General features: G+C 64.1%; 16 protein-coding genes. 5 read left to right on the top strand and 11 right to left on the bottom strand.

Annotated elements, in window-relative coordinates; all coding sequences use genetic code 11:
* Positions 1-1,053, bottom strand: a 1,053-nt coding sequence (locus tag Q0C64_RS10420; protein WP_294123509.1) for a M3 family metallopeptidase, incomplete at its 3' end; no start/stop codon positions are given.
* Positions 1,054-1,203: 150 nt separating this feature from the next.
* Here Q0C64_RS10420 and Q0C64_RS10415 point away from each other — a divergent pair.
* On the top strand, positions 1,204-1,962 hold the full coding sequence (locus Q0C64_RS10415) for an arginine deiminase family protein (protein WP_294123508.1): 759 nt from the start codon (positions 1,204-1,206) through the stop codon (positions 1,960-1,962).
* Here the strand turns inward: Q0C64_RS10415 and Q0C64_RS10410 are convergent.
* From Q0C64_RS10410 to Q0C64_RS10395, 4 genes are read right to left on the bottom strand one after another with little or no spacing between them, the layout of a single operon-like run.
* Positions 1,952-2,224: a DUF167 family protein gene (locus Q0C64_RS10410; protein ID WP_294123506.1), complete on the bottom strand. Its 273-nt coding sequence runs from the start codon at positions 2,222-2,224 to the stop codon at positions 1,952-1,954. The genes Q0C64_RS10415 and Q0C64_RS10410 overlap by 11 nt on opposite strands.
* Positions 2,224-3,768: a DHA2 family efflux MFS transporter permease subunit gene (locus tag Q0C64_RS10405; RefSeq protein WP_294123505.1), complete on the bottom strand. Its 1,545-nt coding sequence runs from the start codon at positions 3,766-3,768 to the stop codon at positions 2,224-2,226. Before Q0C64_RS10405 ends, Q0C64_RS10410 begins: the two co-directional genes overlap by 1 nt.
* 10 nt (positions 3,769-3,778) lie before the next feature.
* Positions 3,779-4,804, bottom strand: a complete 1,026-nt coding sequence (locus Q0C64_RS10400; RefSeq protein WP_294123504.1) for an HlyD family secretion protein — start codon at positions 4,802-4,804, stop codon at positions 3,779-3,781.
* Positions 4,801-5,241, bottom strand: coding sequence for a MarR family transcriptional regulator (locus Q0C64_RS10395; RefSeq protein WP_294123503.1), 441 nt, complete (start codon positions 5,239-5,241; stop codon positions 4,801-4,803). Before Q0C64_RS10395 ends, Q0C64_RS10400 begins: the two co-directional genes overlap by 4 nt.
* 78 nt (positions 5,242-5,319) lie before the next feature.
* On the opposite strand from Q0C64_RS10395, the gene Q0C64_RS10390 reads away from it, so the two are divergent.
* Positions 5,320-6,771, top strand: a complete 1,452-nt coding sequence (locus Q0C64_RS10390; RefSeq protein WP_294123502.1) for an AMP nucleosidase — start codon at positions 5,320-5,322, stop codon at positions 6,769-6,771.
* Positions 6,772-6,904: 133 nt separating this feature from the next.
* On the opposite strand, the gene Q0C64_RS10385 is transcribed toward Q0C64_RS10390, so the two are convergent.
* The gene (locus Q0C64_RS10385) at positions 6,905-8,560 is read right to left on the bottom strand and encodes a bifunctional metallophosphatase/5'-nucleotidase (RefSeq protein WP_294123498.1); all 1,656 of its coding nucleotides are present in this window, start codon (positions 8,558-8,560) and stop codon (positions 6,905-6,907) included.
* A gap of 119 nt (positions 8,561-8,679) precedes the next feature.
* Here Q0C64_RS10385 and cdd point away from each other — a divergent pair, with 119 nt between their 5' ends.
* Positions 8,680-9,123, top strand: a complete 444-nt coding sequence (cdd, locus tag Q0C64_RS10380) for a cytidine deaminase (protein WP_294123496.1) — start codon at positions 8,680-8,682, stop codon at positions 9,121-9,123.
* Here the strand turns inward: cdd and Q0C64_RS10375 are convergent.
* From Q0C64_RS10375 to Q0C64_RS10355, 5 genes are read right to left on the bottom strand one after another with little or no spacing between them, the layout of a single operon-like run.
* The gene (locus Q0C64_RS10375; protein ID WP_294123493.1) at positions 9,120-9,422 is read right to left on the bottom strand and encodes an alkylphosphonate utilization protein; all 303 of its coding nucleotides are present in this window, start codon (positions 9,420-9,422) and stop codon (positions 9,120-9,122) included. The two genes, cdd and Q0C64_RS10375, sit on opposite strands and share 4 nt — an antisense overlap.
* On the bottom strand, positions 9,419-10,369 hold the full coding sequence (locus Q0C64_RS10370) for a 2-oxoglutarate and iron-dependent oxygenase domain-containing protein (RefSeq protein WP_294123491.1): 951 nt from the start codon (positions 10,367-10,369) through the stop codon (positions 9,419-9,421). Before Q0C64_RS10370 ends, Q0C64_RS10375 begins: the two co-directional genes overlap by 4 nt.
* A gap of 20 nt (positions 10,370-10,389) precedes the next feature.
* Positions 10,390-11,649, bottom strand: a complete 1,260-nt coding sequence (locus tag Q0C64_RS10365) for a NupC/NupG family nucleoside CNT transporter (RefSeq protein ID WP_294123487.1) — start codon at positions 11,647-11,649, stop codon at positions 10,390-10,392.
* Between the two features lie 33 nt (positions 11,650-11,682).
* Positions 11,683-12,255, bottom strand: a complete 573-nt coding sequence (locus Q0C64_RS10360) for a TIGR00730 family Rossman fold protein (RefSeq protein ID WP_294123484.1) — start codon at positions 12,253-12,255, stop codon at positions 11,683-11,685.
* Positions 12,252-13,238, bottom strand: coding sequence for an adenosine kinase (locus Q0C64_RS10355; protein ID WP_294123481.1), 987 nt, complete (start codon positions 13,236-13,238; stop codon positions 12,252-12,254). Before Q0C64_RS10355 ends, Q0C64_RS10360 begins: the two co-directional genes overlap by 4 nt.
* Positions 13,239-13,323: 85 nt before the next feature.
* On the opposite strand from Q0C64_RS10355, the gene Q0C64_RS10350 reads away from it, so the two are divergent.
* Positions 13,324-14,016 carry a queuosine precursor transporter gene (locus Q0C64_RS10350; RefSeq protein ID WP_294123480.1) on the top strand — a complete coding sequence of 231 codons (693 nt, stop codon included), beginning with the start codon at positions 13,324-13,326 and terminating at the stop codon, positions 14,014-14,016.
* A gap of 252 nt (positions 14,017-14,268) precedes the next feature.
* Positions 14,269-15,981: Plug domain-containing protein (locus Q0C64_RS10345; protein WP_294123477.1), on the top strand; the 1,713-nt coding region annotated here is incomplete at its 3' end.

The raw sequence follows: 15,981 nt of genomic DNA, 5'->3' as shown, positions 1-15,981 counted from the left end.
TACCGCGTCGGTGGTCAGCTGGCGCATCTCGGCCAGGGAGAAGGTCCGGTCGGACTTCACTAGCGGCGGATAAATGTCCCAATAGCCGATGTCGGGCAGGCCGAGCATGCGGCGGCGCAGCTCGAAATAGCGGTGCAGCACTGGCAGGCCGCGATTGGTCTCGGCGATCAGCGTCCGATAGACTGCTTCCGGCAGGTTGCTGCCGCTGAGCGCGGCTTCCAGCGGCGACTTATACTTGCGCGACTTGGCGGTGAAGATGCTGCCCTTGATCCGCGCTGCCAGCGCCGCCCCGAGCGAATTTTCAAACGCCTTGTAGCTGCCCCAGAAGCTGTCGAAGACCTTCTTGCGGTCGTCGCGATTGGCGGTGTTGCGGGCCAGCGTATAGCCCTGGTCGTCGAGCCGGATCTCACGACCGTCGGCCAGTTTCACCGTCGGCCTCGGAATATCCGACGCGGCCAGCTGGTCGCGGATGTCCTGCGGTCCGGCCAGCGCCGAGGCGGAAGCCGCCAGCAGCTGCTCTTCGTCCGGCGACAGCGTATGCTCCGCCAGCCGGAGATTCTCCCGGAGCCCGAAGGCGAATTTGTCGAGCCCCTTGTCGGACGCGATCAGCGCGTTTAGCCGGGCGGCGCCAAGCGCGACGACCTCCGGACCGGTCCAGGCGGTCGCTTCGCCCAGCGCAGTGAACACGTCCTGCGCCTGCTGCTTGCGCTCCTGGTTGGCCGAGACGCGCAAATCCTCGTCGGCCTTCAGCGAGGCATAGGTATAAAGCCGGCTCGCCCGCCGGTTAATGTCCGACTGCGCCTGCATCGCTTCCTTGAGCATCGCCGCGCTCTGACCGAGCTTGCCCTCATAGGCCTTAAGCGTCGGAATGGCCTTGAGCAGCGCCTGGCGCTCGGTCTCCCAGGCGGCATCGGTTGGATAGAGGTCAGCCAGGTCCCATGCCGCGGACGGGGCCGCCGTAGCCGCTTGCGCAGCCAGCACCGAGCCGCTGGTTCCCATCGCACCCGCCGCGATCGCGCTTCCCGCCATCATTTCCCGCCGTGAGACTTTCATGAGCTTTGCCCCTCTGTTCGCCTCCGACCCTAGGAATCGAACCGGCTGCCATCAACGCACTGCGGCGCCTTTGGTCGAAAAATTGCCAGCCCGCAGTCGAATTTCGCCCTCCCCCATTGCTCGTCCGGCCATTCCGGCTAGGACCGGCGCATGCCGCTCGCCTTCACTCGCCAGATCAGCCCGCGCATCGTCGATTGCGCGCTGACCCATCTCGATCGCGTGGCCATCGACGCCGATCGCGCCATCGCCCAGCACGCCGCCTATGAGCAGGCGCTCAGCGATGCCGGGTTCGACATCGTCCGCCTGCCCTATCTGGCAGAGGATCCCGACGCCGTGTTCGTCGAGGACACCGCGATCCTGCTAGGCGAGCATGCGGTGATCACCAGGCCCGGCGCGGCATCGCGCGCCGACGAGGTGGATTCGACTGCCGAAGGGCTGGAGCCCTATTTTACCGTCCACCGCCTGCCGGAGGGAACGCTCGACGGCGGCGACGTGCTGAAAATTGGCGACACGCTCTACGTCGGCCAGTCGAGCCGCACCGACCAGGCCGGGATAGCGGCGCTGGAAGCCATCGCCGCGCCGCTTGGTTACCGCGTCGTGCCGGTCGAGCTCGGCCGCTGCCTCCACCTCAAGACCGCGGTGACCTTGGCCGGCCGTGACACGCTGCTGGTAAATCCGGATTGGGTCGATCCGGCGATTTTCGAGGGCACCGATCCGCTGCCGGTCGCCACGGACGAGCCATGGGGCGCCAACATTGTCCAGGCCGGCGATCGGCTGATCTATGCCGCGGGAAGCCCCAAGACGGCGCAGCGGCTGCGCGACCGCGGGCTCCATGTCGTCGAGGTCGACCTGTCGGAGCTGCAGAAAGCCGAGGCCGGCGGCACCTGCATGAGCCTGATCAGCGGCTGAGCCGGGCGCGGATTTCCGCTTCGTCGAGTTTCACTTCTAGCCGCTTCAAACGGGCAGTCTGGCCGCTGGCGATCCGGACCGAGCCCTTCGCCACGCCAAGCGCCTTGGCGAGCAGCCGGACGACCTCATCGTTGGCCGCTCCGTCCGCCGGAGCAGCGGCGACCCGCATTTCGAGAAACGGGCGGCCAGCAGGGTCGGTCTTCCAGTCGCCAATTCCCGGCTTTGCGGCGCGCGGCGTGACCCGGATCGACAGCAGGGCCATCAGTCCATCGCCGCTTGCTGCTGCGATCCGGTCCCGACCTGGTTGCCGCGCTTCATCAACAGCAGCAGTGGCAGCACCGCGAAGGTGACGATCATCATCAGCTTGAAGTCGTCAAGATAGGCGACGAACAGCGCCTGGCGCGTCACCTCGGCATTGATCAGCGCGATCGCCATCGATCCCTGCGGGGCGATGGTCTGCAAAATTGTCGGATCGGCGGTCGGGATGGTCTGCTCGGTAATATGCTGGGCGATGTCGGCATGCGCGACCTGGGTCATCCGCACCAGCTGGGTGCTGACCACCGAAATGCCGACCGATCCGCCGATGTTGCGCGACAGGTTGAGCAGGCTGGCGGCCGTCGTACGCATCCGCGGCGCCAGCGTCTCGAACGCCAGGCTCTGCAGCGGCACAAAGATCAGGCCGAGGCCGAGCCCCTGGACGACGCCGCTCATGATTACCGGCTGCGACGGCTGGTCGATGGCGAAGCCGGTCATCATCCATAGCGAAATGCCCATCAGCGCCACGCCGATGCCGACCAGCAGGCGGGAATCGATCCTGCCGGTTAGCCGGCCGGCGAGCAGCATCGAGATTAGCGTCCCGACCCCGCGCGGCGCGGTCAGGAAGCCCGATTGCAGCACCGAATAGCCGTAAAGATTCTGCAGCAGCGGCGGCAGCAGGGCGAGGCCCGCCAACAGCAATATGCCGGTCACCGCCATGAACAGCAGGCCGGTCGAAAAATTGCGATCGACGAACATCGACCGTTCGAACAGCGGATGCTTGGCGGTGACGATATGGGTCACGAACATCCACGCTGCGGCCGCCGCTACTCCGACCTCGATCATCGTTTCCCAGCTGGAGAACCAGTCGTTCTGCTCGCCGCGATCGAGGAACAGCTGCAGCGCGCCGAGCGCGATCGCCAGCAGCGCGAAGCCGAACAGGTCGAACTTGCGCTGGTGCTGCTCGGTCTTGGGCATGAAGCGCAGCATGATGAGGGTGCAGACGATCCCGACCGGCAGATTGACCAGGAACACCCAGCGCCAATTGTAGTTGTCGGTCAGCCATCCGCCCAGCACCGGCCCCAGGATCGGGCCGATCATCACGCCGCCGCCGAACAGTGCCATTGCCTGGCTGTGCTTTTCGCGCGGGTTGATGTCGAACAGGGTCGCCTGGGCGAGCGGCACGATGAACGCCCCGCTGACGCCCTGCAAGGCGCGGAACACGACCATTTCGCCGAGCGAAGTGGCGATCGCGCACAGCACCGACGCAGCGGTGAACCCGACCACCGAAATCAGCAGCAGGCGCTTCCGCCCGACCTTGTCGGCCAGCCAGCCGCTGATCGGCAGGGCGATCGCCGAGGCGACGATGTAGCTGGTCAGTACCCAGTTAATCTGGTCCTGCGACGCGCTGAGGTCGGCCGCCATATGCGGCAGGGCGACGTTGGCGATGGTTGTGTCCAGGACCTGCAGCAGCACAGCCATCATCACCCCGATGGTGACGATAATCCGTTCCCCGCTAGGGAGCGGATGCGCGGCTTGTCCTTCGCTCAACCGGACTTCCTTAGTTTTTGAACCGGACCGTCACGGTCGACGACAGGCCGGCGATCATCGGCCGCGACGGCTTGCCGTCGAAGGCGATGCGGACCGGCACGCGCTGTGTCACCTTGACCCAGTTGCCGTTGGCATTCTGCGCCGGAATGATCGCGAATTCGCTGCCGGTACCGGCGCCGATGCTTTCGACATGGCCCTTGAACGAGCTACCCGGATAGGCGTCGATCTCGATTTCGGCGCGCTGCCCCGGGACCATCCGGCCGACGTCCTTTTCCTTGAAATTGGCTTCGACCCAGGCGGTCTGGCTGTGCACCAGCGACAGCATGCCAAGGCCCTGCACCGCCATCTGCCCGACCTGCAGCTTGTCGGCGTTGGCGATGGTGCCGTCCATCGGCGCGCGGATATAGGTGCGCGACAGGTCGAGCCGCACCTTGTCGACCGCGGCTTGCGCCTGGGCGATCGACGGCTGCTCTCCCGGGGCTAGCGCGCTATGGGCATTGGCGGCGCGCGAACGCGCATCCGCCAGCTCCATTTCGGCGGTGCGAACCTCGTTGAACGCATCGTCATAGTCGGCGCGCGTCGTAAACCCCTGCTTCAGCAAGGCGGTCTGGCGCGACAAGGCATTTTGCTTGATCGCCAGATTGGCCTGGGAGCCGGTGATGTCCGCTCCGGTGCCGGCCGCCTGGGTGCGCAGTTGCGTGGTCTGCAATCTGGCCGACGCGAGCTGGGCCTGCGCCTGCTCCAGCGCCACCTGATAAGGTGCCGGATCGATGCGGAACAAGATCTGGCCGCGCTTGACCACAATGCCGTTCTTGACGGCGACTTCGATCACCGGGCCGTTTACCTGGGCGCTGACCGAGACAATGTCCTGCTTCACCGCGGCATTGTCGGTCGATACGCTGCCGCCGCTCGTCAGCCAAACATAGAGGCCGACGATCGCGATCAGCAGCGGGATCGAGAACATCAGCAGGGCGCGGCTGCTCTTCGGCTTCAGCCTGGTCACCGTTTCGGTGGCGATATCGCTCATCTTGTTCATGCCGACTTCCTCTGGACGCTGTCCGTCCGGCTGACATTTTCGCGAACCTTTGCGAGCTGGTCGCGAATAAGCTGCAACTGCTCAGGGTCGAAGCCGGCAAAGGCCTCGTCCGACAAATCCTCAGCCAGGTCGCGCAGCTTGTTGCTGATCGGCTTGGCCTTTTCGGTCAGGAACAGGCGCCAGGCGCGACGATCGGCCGGATCCGGCTGCCGTTCGACCAGTCCCGCTTCCTCGAGCCGGTCGAGAATCCGGCCGGCAGTGATCGGCTCAACGTCCAGCCGCTCGGCGAGTTCAACCTGCTTGATGCCGGGCGAGTGCGCGACATGGGCAATTACCCGCCATTGCGCGGTGGTAACGCCCAATGCGGACGCGCGCCGGTCGAAATGGCGGCGCATGGCGCGGTGAGTCTCGGCGATTTCCCATGCAAGCTCTTTCATAGCCCTACATATAATAAGCTTGCTTATGATTGCAACTTGTCTTGCCAACGCCACAATGTGAGTCCAAGCGGGAGCCTCATGAAAGAACAGAAAATGATCGAGGCGATCCTCGACGAGCTCGAGAGCCGCTACTCCGCCTCCGTAAACAGCCTTCGCGAAGCCCTTGCCGATTACGCAGAACGGGGCATCAGGCCTGACCCCGCCAGGCGCGACGACGGGCTATTCTCCTACCCCGAGCTGAGGGTCGAATATGACCCGGAAGTGCCGCCGCCGACCCCCGACCGGGCTTTTGCCCGGCTGAACCAGCCCGGCATCTACACCACGTCGATCGCCCGCCCCGCGCTGTTCCGCGACTATTTGCGCGAGCAGCTTGAGCATCTGGTGCGAGATTATCCGGTCAAGATCAGCGTCGGCTCGTCGGCCAGCGAAATCCCCTATCCCTATGTGCTCGACGGCGGCGATCTCAATCTCGAGGGAATCTCGACCGGCGAGCTGAGCCGCTGGTTTCCTTCGACCGACCTGGTACACATCGGCGACGAGGTAGTCGATGGCGCCTGGGATGTAGCGCTCGACCCGACCCGCCCGCTGGCGCTGTTCGATGCGCTGCGCACCGACTTCAGCCTGGCGCGCCTCAAACATTATACCGGCACGCCGGCCGAACATTTCCAGCGCTATGTGCTGTTCACCAACTATGTCCGCTACGTTGACGAGTTCGTCCGCTTTGCCATTTCAGCCCTGCGCGATCCGGACAGCCGCTTCACCAGCCTGTCGGTGCCCGGCGGCAGCTTCGAGCATGGCGACCTGGCCGATGCCGAAGAGCAGATTGCCGCAGGGGCGTGGCGGCGGCACCAGATGCCGGCCTATCACCTGATTACGCCTGAGGGCGACGGCATCACCCTGGTCAACATCGGCGTCGGGCCCAGCAACGCCAAGACGATCTGCGACCATATCGCCGTGCTTCGCCCCGAAGCCTGGCTGATGATCGGCCATTGCGGCGGTCTTCGCCCCAGCCAGACGATCGGCGACTATGTCCTCGCCCACGCCTATTTGCGCGACGACCATATCCTTGACGATTTGCTGCCGGTCGAAATCCCGATCCCGGCGATCGCCGAGGTCCAGACCGCGCTCTACAATGCCGCGCTGACCGTTACTGGCGAGGATGAGGACAGCGTCAAGAAGCGGCTGCGGACCGGGACGGTCGTTACCACCGACGATCGCAACTGGGAGCTTCGCTACACGCTGTCGGCGCTGCGCTTCAACCAGAGCCGGGCGGTGGCGATCGACATGGAATCGGCGACCGTCGCGGCGCAAGGCTACCGCTTCCGCGTACCTTACGGGACCCTGCTATGCGTGTCGGACAAGCCGCTCCACGGCGAGCTCAAGCTGCCCGGCCAGGCCAATGCCTTCTACGAGCGGGCGATCAGCCAGCACCTCAGGATCGGAATCGAGACGCTGGACCTGCTGCGCAACGAGGGCGATGGCCTGCATAGCCGCAAATTGCGCAGCTTCGACGAGCCGCCGCTACGCTGAGCCGCCAAGCTTAGCGACGCGGTCGCCATGGCGACCGTTAGCTGAGCGAGAGACGGCGAAGGCCGGCCAGCCTGACGCGGAGCGGACAGGACTGACGTCACGGGATTCATTCCCGTGACGGCCACGGAACCAACTAGTCCTTGGTGCGGCCCATCGCCGGGACCGGTTGCCCTAGGACGAGCCATGCCTCCATCGCATCGAGGTCCATGCCGCCATCGACCGCATCGGAACCGGCGGACAGGGCCGAAAAGCCGTCGCCGCCCGAAGCGAGGAAGTTGTTGACCGTCACCCGGTAGCTGGCCGCCGGATCGATGCGCTTTCCGTCCAGCTCCATCAGGATGATCCGGTCGCCCTGGGGCCGCGCCAAATCATAGCGGAAGCGGAAGCCGGCCGAGGGAATCAGCAGCGAACCGACCCTCCCCGCGCCGTCGACCGTGCGGAATTGCTGCTCCAGCACCGCCTTGAGCTGGGCGCCGGTGTAGTTCTTGGTGACGAGGTTATTGCCGAACGGCTGCATCTGGAAAATCTGGCCGAAGCTCACCGAACCGTCCGCCTTGGGGAACAGGCCGGTGCGCACGCCGGTGGCGTTGGTGAAGGCGATCCGGGCGCGGCCCTTGTCGGCCTGCCGGGCGACGTACAATTCGGCGTCGGCGACCAGCGAGGCGGCCGGCGATTCATCCTCGGTTTCGGATCGAGGTGCGGGACCGCTTAGCCTCCCGATCACGCGCTCGGCGACCGGCGCGGCCGCCTTGACGTAACGGCCGGTCAGTTGCGCGACCTTCGGATCGCCGTTGGTGCTAGCCTCGACCGGGACATTCCTGGCCGCCGATGCCACCAGCCCGCGCGATCTCGGATCGAAGTCGAGGCGAATGTCGGTCACCAGAAACCCATATTTGCCGGCGCTGGTCAGCAATCGTGGCGCGCCGCCCCGGTCGAGCGTGCAGGCATAGGCCTGATGGGTGTGGCCCGACACAATCGTCCGGATGGCAGGATCGAGATGATCGAGAATGTCGAGGATCGGCCCCGCCAGCCCCTCGCAACTCTCCGTCTGATAGGCTTTGGGCGATTTGGCGCCTTGGTGGATCAGCAAGACCACCGTGTCGGCACCCTCGGCCTTGAGCTTGGGCACCAGCGCATTGGCGGTGGCCGCTTCGTCAGCGAAGGTCAGGCCGGCGACCCCTGCCGGGCTGGCGAGGATGCCGGTGTCCTTCAGCGTCATGCCGATAAAGCCGACTTTGACCGGCCCGTAGCGGCGGATCGCGGTTGCCGGGAACAAGGTCGAGCCGTCGGCCCGCAGGGCGTTGGCGGCGAGGTAGGTGAATCCTGCGCCCTTGAACCGCTCCAGCTGGCACGGCTGGCGCGTCGTATATTTCTCGCAGCCGCCCTTCTGCATACGAAGTAGCTCGCTCGACCCCTTGTCGAACTCATGGTTGCCGACCGAGGCCAGTTCCAGCCCGGCCAGGCTCAGCGCGTCGATCGTTGGCTCGTCGAGGAACCAGGCCGAGGCGAGCGGTGAGGCGCCGATCAGGTCGCCCGCGGCGACGGTGATGCTGTTGGCATGGCCGTTGCGCAGCACCTTGAGTGTCCCCGCCAGCTGCGCGGCGCCGCCGACCCTGCTGTCGACATCGGCTCCGTCGGGGCCGGTGATTGGAATCGTGCCTTCCGGCGTTTCGAGATTGCCGTGGAAGTCGTTGATCGCGAGGATTTGGACCTCGATTGGATACGTCGTCTGCGGGACGGTCGCGCAAGCGGCCAACAGGGCTGTTAATCCGATCGGGAGAATTCTCATTCGCGACTCCACACAGACTCGTCATTCCCGCGAAAGCGGGAATCCCGATTTTCTTCAAGTAGCGGGACCCCCGCTTGCGCGGGGGTGACGGCTATAGGGAACGTGCCTAAGCTTCTAATATGACCGATGAACAACTGATCGCCGCCGCGCGCGAAGCTGCCCTAAAGGCCTATGCGCCCTACTCGAGGTTCTCAGTCGGCTGCGCGATCGAGAGCGCAGACGGGCGGGTCGTAACCGGCGTCAATGTCGAGAACGCCTGCTACCGCCTCGGCGTCTGCGCCGAACAAAGCGCGCTTTCCGCCGCGCAAAGTGCATTTGGGCTGCAAAATGTCGCCAGAATTGCGGTTTCCGGTGGTCATTTGTCGGGCGAAGCGCTCTCCGGAGACGTTGTCTGCACGCCCTGCGGCGGTTGCCGCCAGGCGATCTTTGAAGCCGCTGCTCTGTCCGGCCGCGACGTCGAGATCCTCTGCACCAACGGCGACGGTTCTTCAGTCGAACGCCATTCGATCGCGGCCTTGCTTCCCGTGGGATTCGGACCGGCCAATCTCACCGATGCCGGCTAGCGTTTGCGAACGAACTCGGCACGCAGGACGAGGCCCTTGATTCCTTCGTAGCGGCAATCGATTTCCTGCGGATCGCCGGTTAGCCGGATCGACTTGATCAGCGTGCCGCGCTTGAGCGTCTGACCAGCGCCCTTGACCTCAAGATCCTTGATCAGTGTGACCTGGTCGCCGTCGGCCAGCAGGTTGCCGACGGAATCGCGGACTTCGACCATGTCGGCCATTGCCTGCCGCGCGCGCAACTCGGATGCGGGCAACCACTCGCCCGTCTCCTCGTCATAGACATAATCATCGTCGCTCACTTCAGCTTAATCTCACTGAGCCGTTCCTGGAGATAGTCGTCGGCAGTGATCGGCGCCCACTTCGGCTGCTCGCCCGCCGGAACCGTGCCGGGCAGCGCCTCGATCAGGAAGTCGGAGCGGAAGTGGAGGAAATAGGGCATCGAATAGCGCGCATGGCTGGCGCGGTCGGGCGCAGGATTGACCACGCGATGCGACGTGGAGCGCAGCTTCCCGTTGGTCAGCCGCTGCAGCATGTCGCCGATATTGATCACCAGCTCGCCGGGCCGCGAGATAACCGGGATCCAGCGGCCGTCCTTGGTCTTGAGCTCAAGCCCCGCTTCCTCGGCGCCGAGCAGCAGCGTGATCGTGTTGATATCCTCATGCGCGCCGGCGCGGATGTGATTGCCAGTCGGCTCGGTCTGCGCCGGATAGTGCAGCAGGCGCATCACCGAATTGCCGTCCTTAACCGTGTCGGTGAAATAATCCTCGTCGACCGTGAGATAGCGGGCAATGGCGCGCAGCACCTTGAGTCCGGCCTGGTCGAACGCCTGGTAAAGCTCCTGGAAGGTCTCTTTGAAGCCGGCCACTTCCGCCGGCCAGACATTGGGCAACATGCTCGACGCATATTTGTGGCCCGCTGGCAGTTCGCGGCCGACGTGCCAGAATTCCTTGAGGTCGTGGGCTTGCAACCCCTTGGCGGTTTCGATCCCGAACGGCGTGTAGCCGCGCTGGCCGCTCTGCCCCTCGATGAAATATTTCCGCTTCACTTCTTCGGGAAGCGCGAAGAACTCCTTCGACTTCTGCTCCGCACGATCGATCAAATCCTGCGGGACGCCATGGTCGCGGATTACCGCGAAGCCATAGTCGACAAAGCTGCGGCCAAGCTCGTTGGCGAAGCCCTGCGGATCCTTGTCGGCATCGGCGAGCGAAACGGAAGCGATGTGATCGCTGGTCAATACGTCGGTCATGTCAGTCTCTTAGCAAATAATCAGCCGATCATCAGCCCGGCCAGCGCGGCGCTCATCAGATTTGCAAGCGAGCCGGCCAGCAGGGCGCGCAGGCCGAGCTTGGCGATCATCGGCCGCTGGTTGGGGGCAAGGTTGCCGGTCACCGCCATCTGGATGGCGATCGACGAGAAGTTGGCGAAGCCGCACAGCGCAAAGGTGACGATCGCCCGGCTGCGGTCGCTGAGTGCCGCGGCGGGCCCGGCGGCATTGCCGAGGTCGATGAACGCGACGAACTCGTTGAGGACGATCTTGGTGCCGAACAGCCCGCCGGCAACTCCCGCCTCGTTCCACGGGATGCCAATCAGGTACATCACCGGCGAGAACAGCAGGCCGACGATCGCCTGGAAAGACAGGTCGGGCCGGCCGAACCAGCCGCCGATCCCGCCCAATATGCCATTCGCCAGCGCCACCAGCGCGACGAACGCCAGCACCATCGCGCCGACCGCCACCGCCAGCTTAACGCCGGTCTGAGCGCCCTGGGCGGCGGCCATGATGATGTTGGCCGGCCGGTCGCCCTCTTCGAAGGTGTGCACCTCAATCTCGTCCTCGGGGGCGACGGTCGCGGCTTCACCTTCCGACTCCGCCTCGTCGGGCATGATCAGCTTGGCCATCAGGATGCCGCCCGGCGCCGACATGAAGGACGCGGCCAACAGATAGGGCAGATACTGCTCCCCAAGCAGTGAGGCATAGGCTGCCAGGATCGTCCCCGCGACACCGGCCATGCCCACCGCCATCAGCGTGAACAGATGCGACGGCGGCAGCGCGGCCAAATAGGGACGGACCACTAGCGGGCTTTCTGACTGGCCGACGAAGATGTTCGCGGCCGAGCCCAATGATTCGACCCGGCTAATGCCCGTGACCCAGCCGATGGCGCCACCGACCCACTTCACCACCCGCTGCATGATGCCGAGGTGGTAGAGGATCGCAATGAAGCTGGCGAAGAAGATGATCACCGGCAGCGCGGCGATGGCGAATACTTTCTGGCCATATTGGGTAGCGATTTCGCCGAACAGGAACTGCGTCCCTTCCCTGGCGTAGCCAAGCAGGTTGGAGACCCCGGTAGCCATGGTCTCGAGGACCCGCTTGCCCCACGGTGTCTTAATGACAAAGAAGGCGATCACCGCCTGCAGCGCAAAGGCTGCTCCGGTGACACGCAAGCTGATCGCCTTGCGGTTCGACGAGAACAGGACGGCAATCAGGATGATGGCGGCAACGCCCGCCAGCCCGAGCAATTGGTTCATGAAACGCGACCCCTCCCCGGGCCAAGAAAGCGCCTACCAGGTAACGCCTTGTTCCGAGTTTTTCGCCGCTTCGTCCAGTAGGTTGAGTGCCTCGGCCGGTGTTTCCGCCTTGAGCAGCTGCAAGCGCCGCGCCTGGCTCAGGAACCCGCTGTCGCGGACATGGTCCATGAACCCGGCCAGCCCGTCCCAAAATCCATGGACATTGAGCAGGCAGAAGGGCTTGGCGTGATAGCCGAGCGCGTTCCAGGTCCAGGCCTCGAACAATTCGTCGAGCGTGCCGATGCCGCCCGGCAGCGCGACGAAGCCGTCGCACAGCTCGGTCATCTTTGCCTTGCGCTCATGCATGTTGGCGACGGTGGTGAGTTCGGTGAGGCCGGTGTGCGCGACCTCATGATCGACCAATGCCTGCGGGATGACTCCGTGGACCTTGCCGCCGGCTGCCAGCATTTCGTCGGCGATGATTCCCATGAGGCCAAGGCGGCCTCCGCCATAGACCATGTCGACGTCGCGCGCCGCCATTTCGCGCACCAAGGCCCGCGCCATGTCGGCGAAGGCGGGGTCGCTGCCCGGGGCGGAACCGCAGTAGACCGCGAGCTTCCGGATCATAGTTTCACCAGCTCCTTTAAGTCCGCGATCGGCCGGGCGCCATAATGCTGGATCACTTCGCCGGCGGCGATCGCGCCGGTCCACAAGCAGCGTTCCAGGCTGGCACCCTTGCACCGCGCCGCAAGGAATCCGGCCGCGAACAAATCGCCCGCGCCGGTCGTATCGACCACATAGCTGACCGGCGCCGCGGGGATGGCGATCCGTTCGCCCTTCTCGATGCCGATGGCGCCTTCTGCGCCCTTGGTGATGACCAGGGTCGGGACATTTGCAGCCAACTCGTCGAGCGCGCCGTCGAGGTCCGTGCGCTCCACGAGCTGAAGCGCTTCGTCCTCATTGCAGAAGAGCAGGTCGACGCCGCCACTGCTGATCATCTCCGCAAAGCTTTCCTTGCGGCCGGCGATGCACACGCTTTCGCTCAAGGTGAAGGCGACCTGGCGATTGGCGGCATGGGCAATCTTGATTGCTTCCATCATCGCCGCGCGCGGCTTGGTGGGCCCGAACAAATAGCCTTCGAGGAACAGGATCGAGGCCGACGCGATCAGCTCGCGATCGAGCGCTTCGATGCTGAGTTCGTGGCTGGCTCCGGGCGAGGTGTTCATGGTCCGCTGCCCGTCCGGCGTGACGAGGATCAGGCAGCGCCCGGTTGGCGGTCCGTCCAGCATCGGCGGCGTGTCGAAGCGCACGCCGAGCGCGTGCATGTCATGTTCGAAAATCAGGCCAAGCTGGTCCTCAGCGATCTGGCCGATGAAGGCGGCCGTACCGCCCATCGCCGCCACCCCAGCCATCGAATTGGCCGCCGACCCGCCCGACATTTCCCGCGCCACGCCCATCGCCGCGTAAAGCTCGTCGGCCTGGCTCGGAGTCAGCAGCTGCATCGAGCCCTTGGGCAAATTGTGCGCACGAATGAACTCCTCATCGCAATTGGCGATGACGTCGACGATGGCATCGCCCATGGCCACGATGTCGAGGGAAGCTTTGGTCACTGTGCGGGCGCCTAGCCGCGCGACGTGGAAGCGGTCAAGGAACCGAGGGACTTGCAGCCCGCAACAAAGCCGCTACGCCTCACGCATGACCGACCCCACCGCCTCTCCCCCGCCTGCCATTTCGCGCTCGCTGTTCGCCTTCGCCATTTTCTATGGCGGCATGGTGTGCATCGCCGGTGTGCTCGGCAACAAGCAGGTCGCACTGGGTCCGCTGTCGGCGATTGGCCCGCTGGTCGGACTCGGCCCGCTGGCGGTCGAAGCCGGCATCTTCGCCTTCCTGATGCTGGTCGTGACATCAAGCTCGGTCGCCGAACTTCATGGCCGCGCGACCGCCAACAAGCTGGTGCTGATCGGCTTCGTGCCGCTGATCTTCTCGCTATTGTTGAGCCTGGTCATCCTCGACCTGCCCGCCGCCCATGACATGGATCCGGCGCGGCTGAGCGCGTTCGACACGATCATGGGAGGGACGCCGCGAATCTGGCTTGGCGGCATCTTGGCTTACGGCATTTCGACCCTGCTCAACGTCTCGATCTTCAGCCGGCTCAAGGGCCAGGAAGGCGAGAAGATGTTGTGGCTGCGGTCGGGCGTGGCGAGCGCGCTCAGCCAGATCGTCGACACGCTGATTTTCATCTCCGTCGCCTTTTATGGCGTGTTCCCGATCGGCGAGCTGCTGCTCGGCCAAATGATGGCCAAGGTGGTGCTGTCGATCATCCTGGTGCCGCCGCTGATTTACGCGTTCGTGGCACTCGGGCGAAGGCTTGACGCAAAGGCAATCTAACTCAGGCTGTTGCGCCAATGCATCGCTTGGCGAAGTGATTCAAAATCCAGCCAAATCCTGTCACAAAAATGTAGCATCCGCCGTGTCTAGCCCTTAGGCATTTCGCGGGGGACTCGCGATGGGGTGGGGTTTTTCAGCAACGCATTAAGGAAAAGGCGACGGGCCAATCGGGCCAGTCACCCAAGTGTCTAATTCGACCCCTAGCGAGCCGGACGTACGAAATTCTGTCTTGTTAAATCATTGGGATCTAACGTGAAAAAACTGCTTCTGCTTTGCTCGACGGCTGCTGCCGTCATGCCCACCGCCGCCTTCGCCCAGTCGACCGGAACCGTCGAAACCGAGAAGGATACGATCGTCGTCACCGGCACCCGCGTCCAGAAGGGCATCAGCGGCGTGGTGATCCAGGACTCGACCAAGGCAAAGGGCCTGATCACCCAGGAATATATCGCCAAGCAGAGCCCCGGGCAGACCCTGCTCAGCACCATCAACTACATTCCTGGCGTCAACTTCACGCAGAATGACTCCTACGGCAGCTCGGGCGGCAACATCCGTATCCGCGGCTTCGACGGCAACCGCGTCAGCGTGACCTTCGACGGCGTTCCGCTCAACGATAGCGGCAACTATGCGATCTTCCCGAACCAGTTCCTCGATCCGGAGCTGGTCGAGCAGGTCAACGTCAACCTCGGCGCGACCGACGTCGACTCGCCGACTGCTTCGGCCGCTGGCGGCACCGTCAACTTCCGTTCGCTGATCCCGACCAGCAAGGCAGGCGTCCTGCTCGACGGGGCGGTCGGCACGTTCGACTTCCGCCGCTATTTCGCGATGGTCAACAGCGGCGAAATCACGTCGGCCGGAACACGATTGTGGATCGCAGGCAGCCGCAACACTTATGACCATTGGCGCGGCGATGGCGAGATCGACAAGTGGCAGGTCAACGCCAGGATCTACCAGCCGCTCGGCAGCGGCGGCGACTTCATTTCGCTCGCCGGCCATTACAACCAGAATCGCAACAACAACTATAACAACCCGACCCTCACGGACCTGAGGAGCATCACGGCGATCGGTTCGTCGATTATTCCAACCACGATTGCCCACGGCGCCGACCCAGTGGTGGTTGGCGATTTCAGCCACGACCAGTGGAAGGACGTCAACAGCATCGTCTTCCCGAAGAATTGCTCGATTGGCGGTGTCATTGTGACTCGCGTGCCGGGAGCATCCGATCCTCCCGCATGCACCACTTCGACGGAGGAGCCGGCGGGTCTTCAAAGCCAGGCGCTTACCAACCTGCTTGGAACGCAGATCAATCCGTCGAACACCGGCAACATCCGCGGCCAGTCCCGCTTCACGCTGATGGACGGCCTGGTCCTGACGGTCGACCCGACCTACCAATATGTGCTCGCCAATGGCGGCAGCCAAACGACGCGGCTGAGTGAGACTGATCCCCTTCTGAAGCAGGGCACACCAAATGGCGTCGACCTCAACGGCGATGGCAGTATCGCGCCGCCCGACACCGTTCTCGTCGGCCGCCCTTCAATCACCAACACCAACCGCATCACGGTGATCAGCTCGCTGGTGTGGAAGCCGAATTCGACCAATACGGTCCGCGTCGCCTACACTTACGACCGCGCGCATCACCGGCAGACCGGCGAATATTCCTTCACCGACGACCATTTCAACATCATCAACCCGTTCTTCGGCCGCAACGGCACGCCGATCATCACCGCCGCCGGCACGGTGCTGCAGAACCGCGACCGTACCTCGATCGCGCTGCTCAACCAGCTGTCGGGCCAGTACATCGGCAAATTCTTCAACAATACGCTGCGGCTGGAAGTTGGCGTTCGCTCACCTTGGTTCAAGCGCGATCTCGACCAGCATTGCTACACGCCCGCCGCGGGTAGTGGCTTCCCGGTCTGCGTTGTTTCGAGCGCGGTCCTGGCCGTGCCGAACACTAGCTGGTATCTTGTC

This window comes from Sphingomonas sp. (assembly GCF_023266535.1).
In the GTDB taxonomy this organism is placed as follows: Bacteria; Pseudomonadota; Alphaproteobacteria; order Sphingomonadales; family Sphingomonadaceae; genus Sphingomicrobium.
This window is presented reverse-complemented; position numbering and strand designations above follow the sequence as displayed.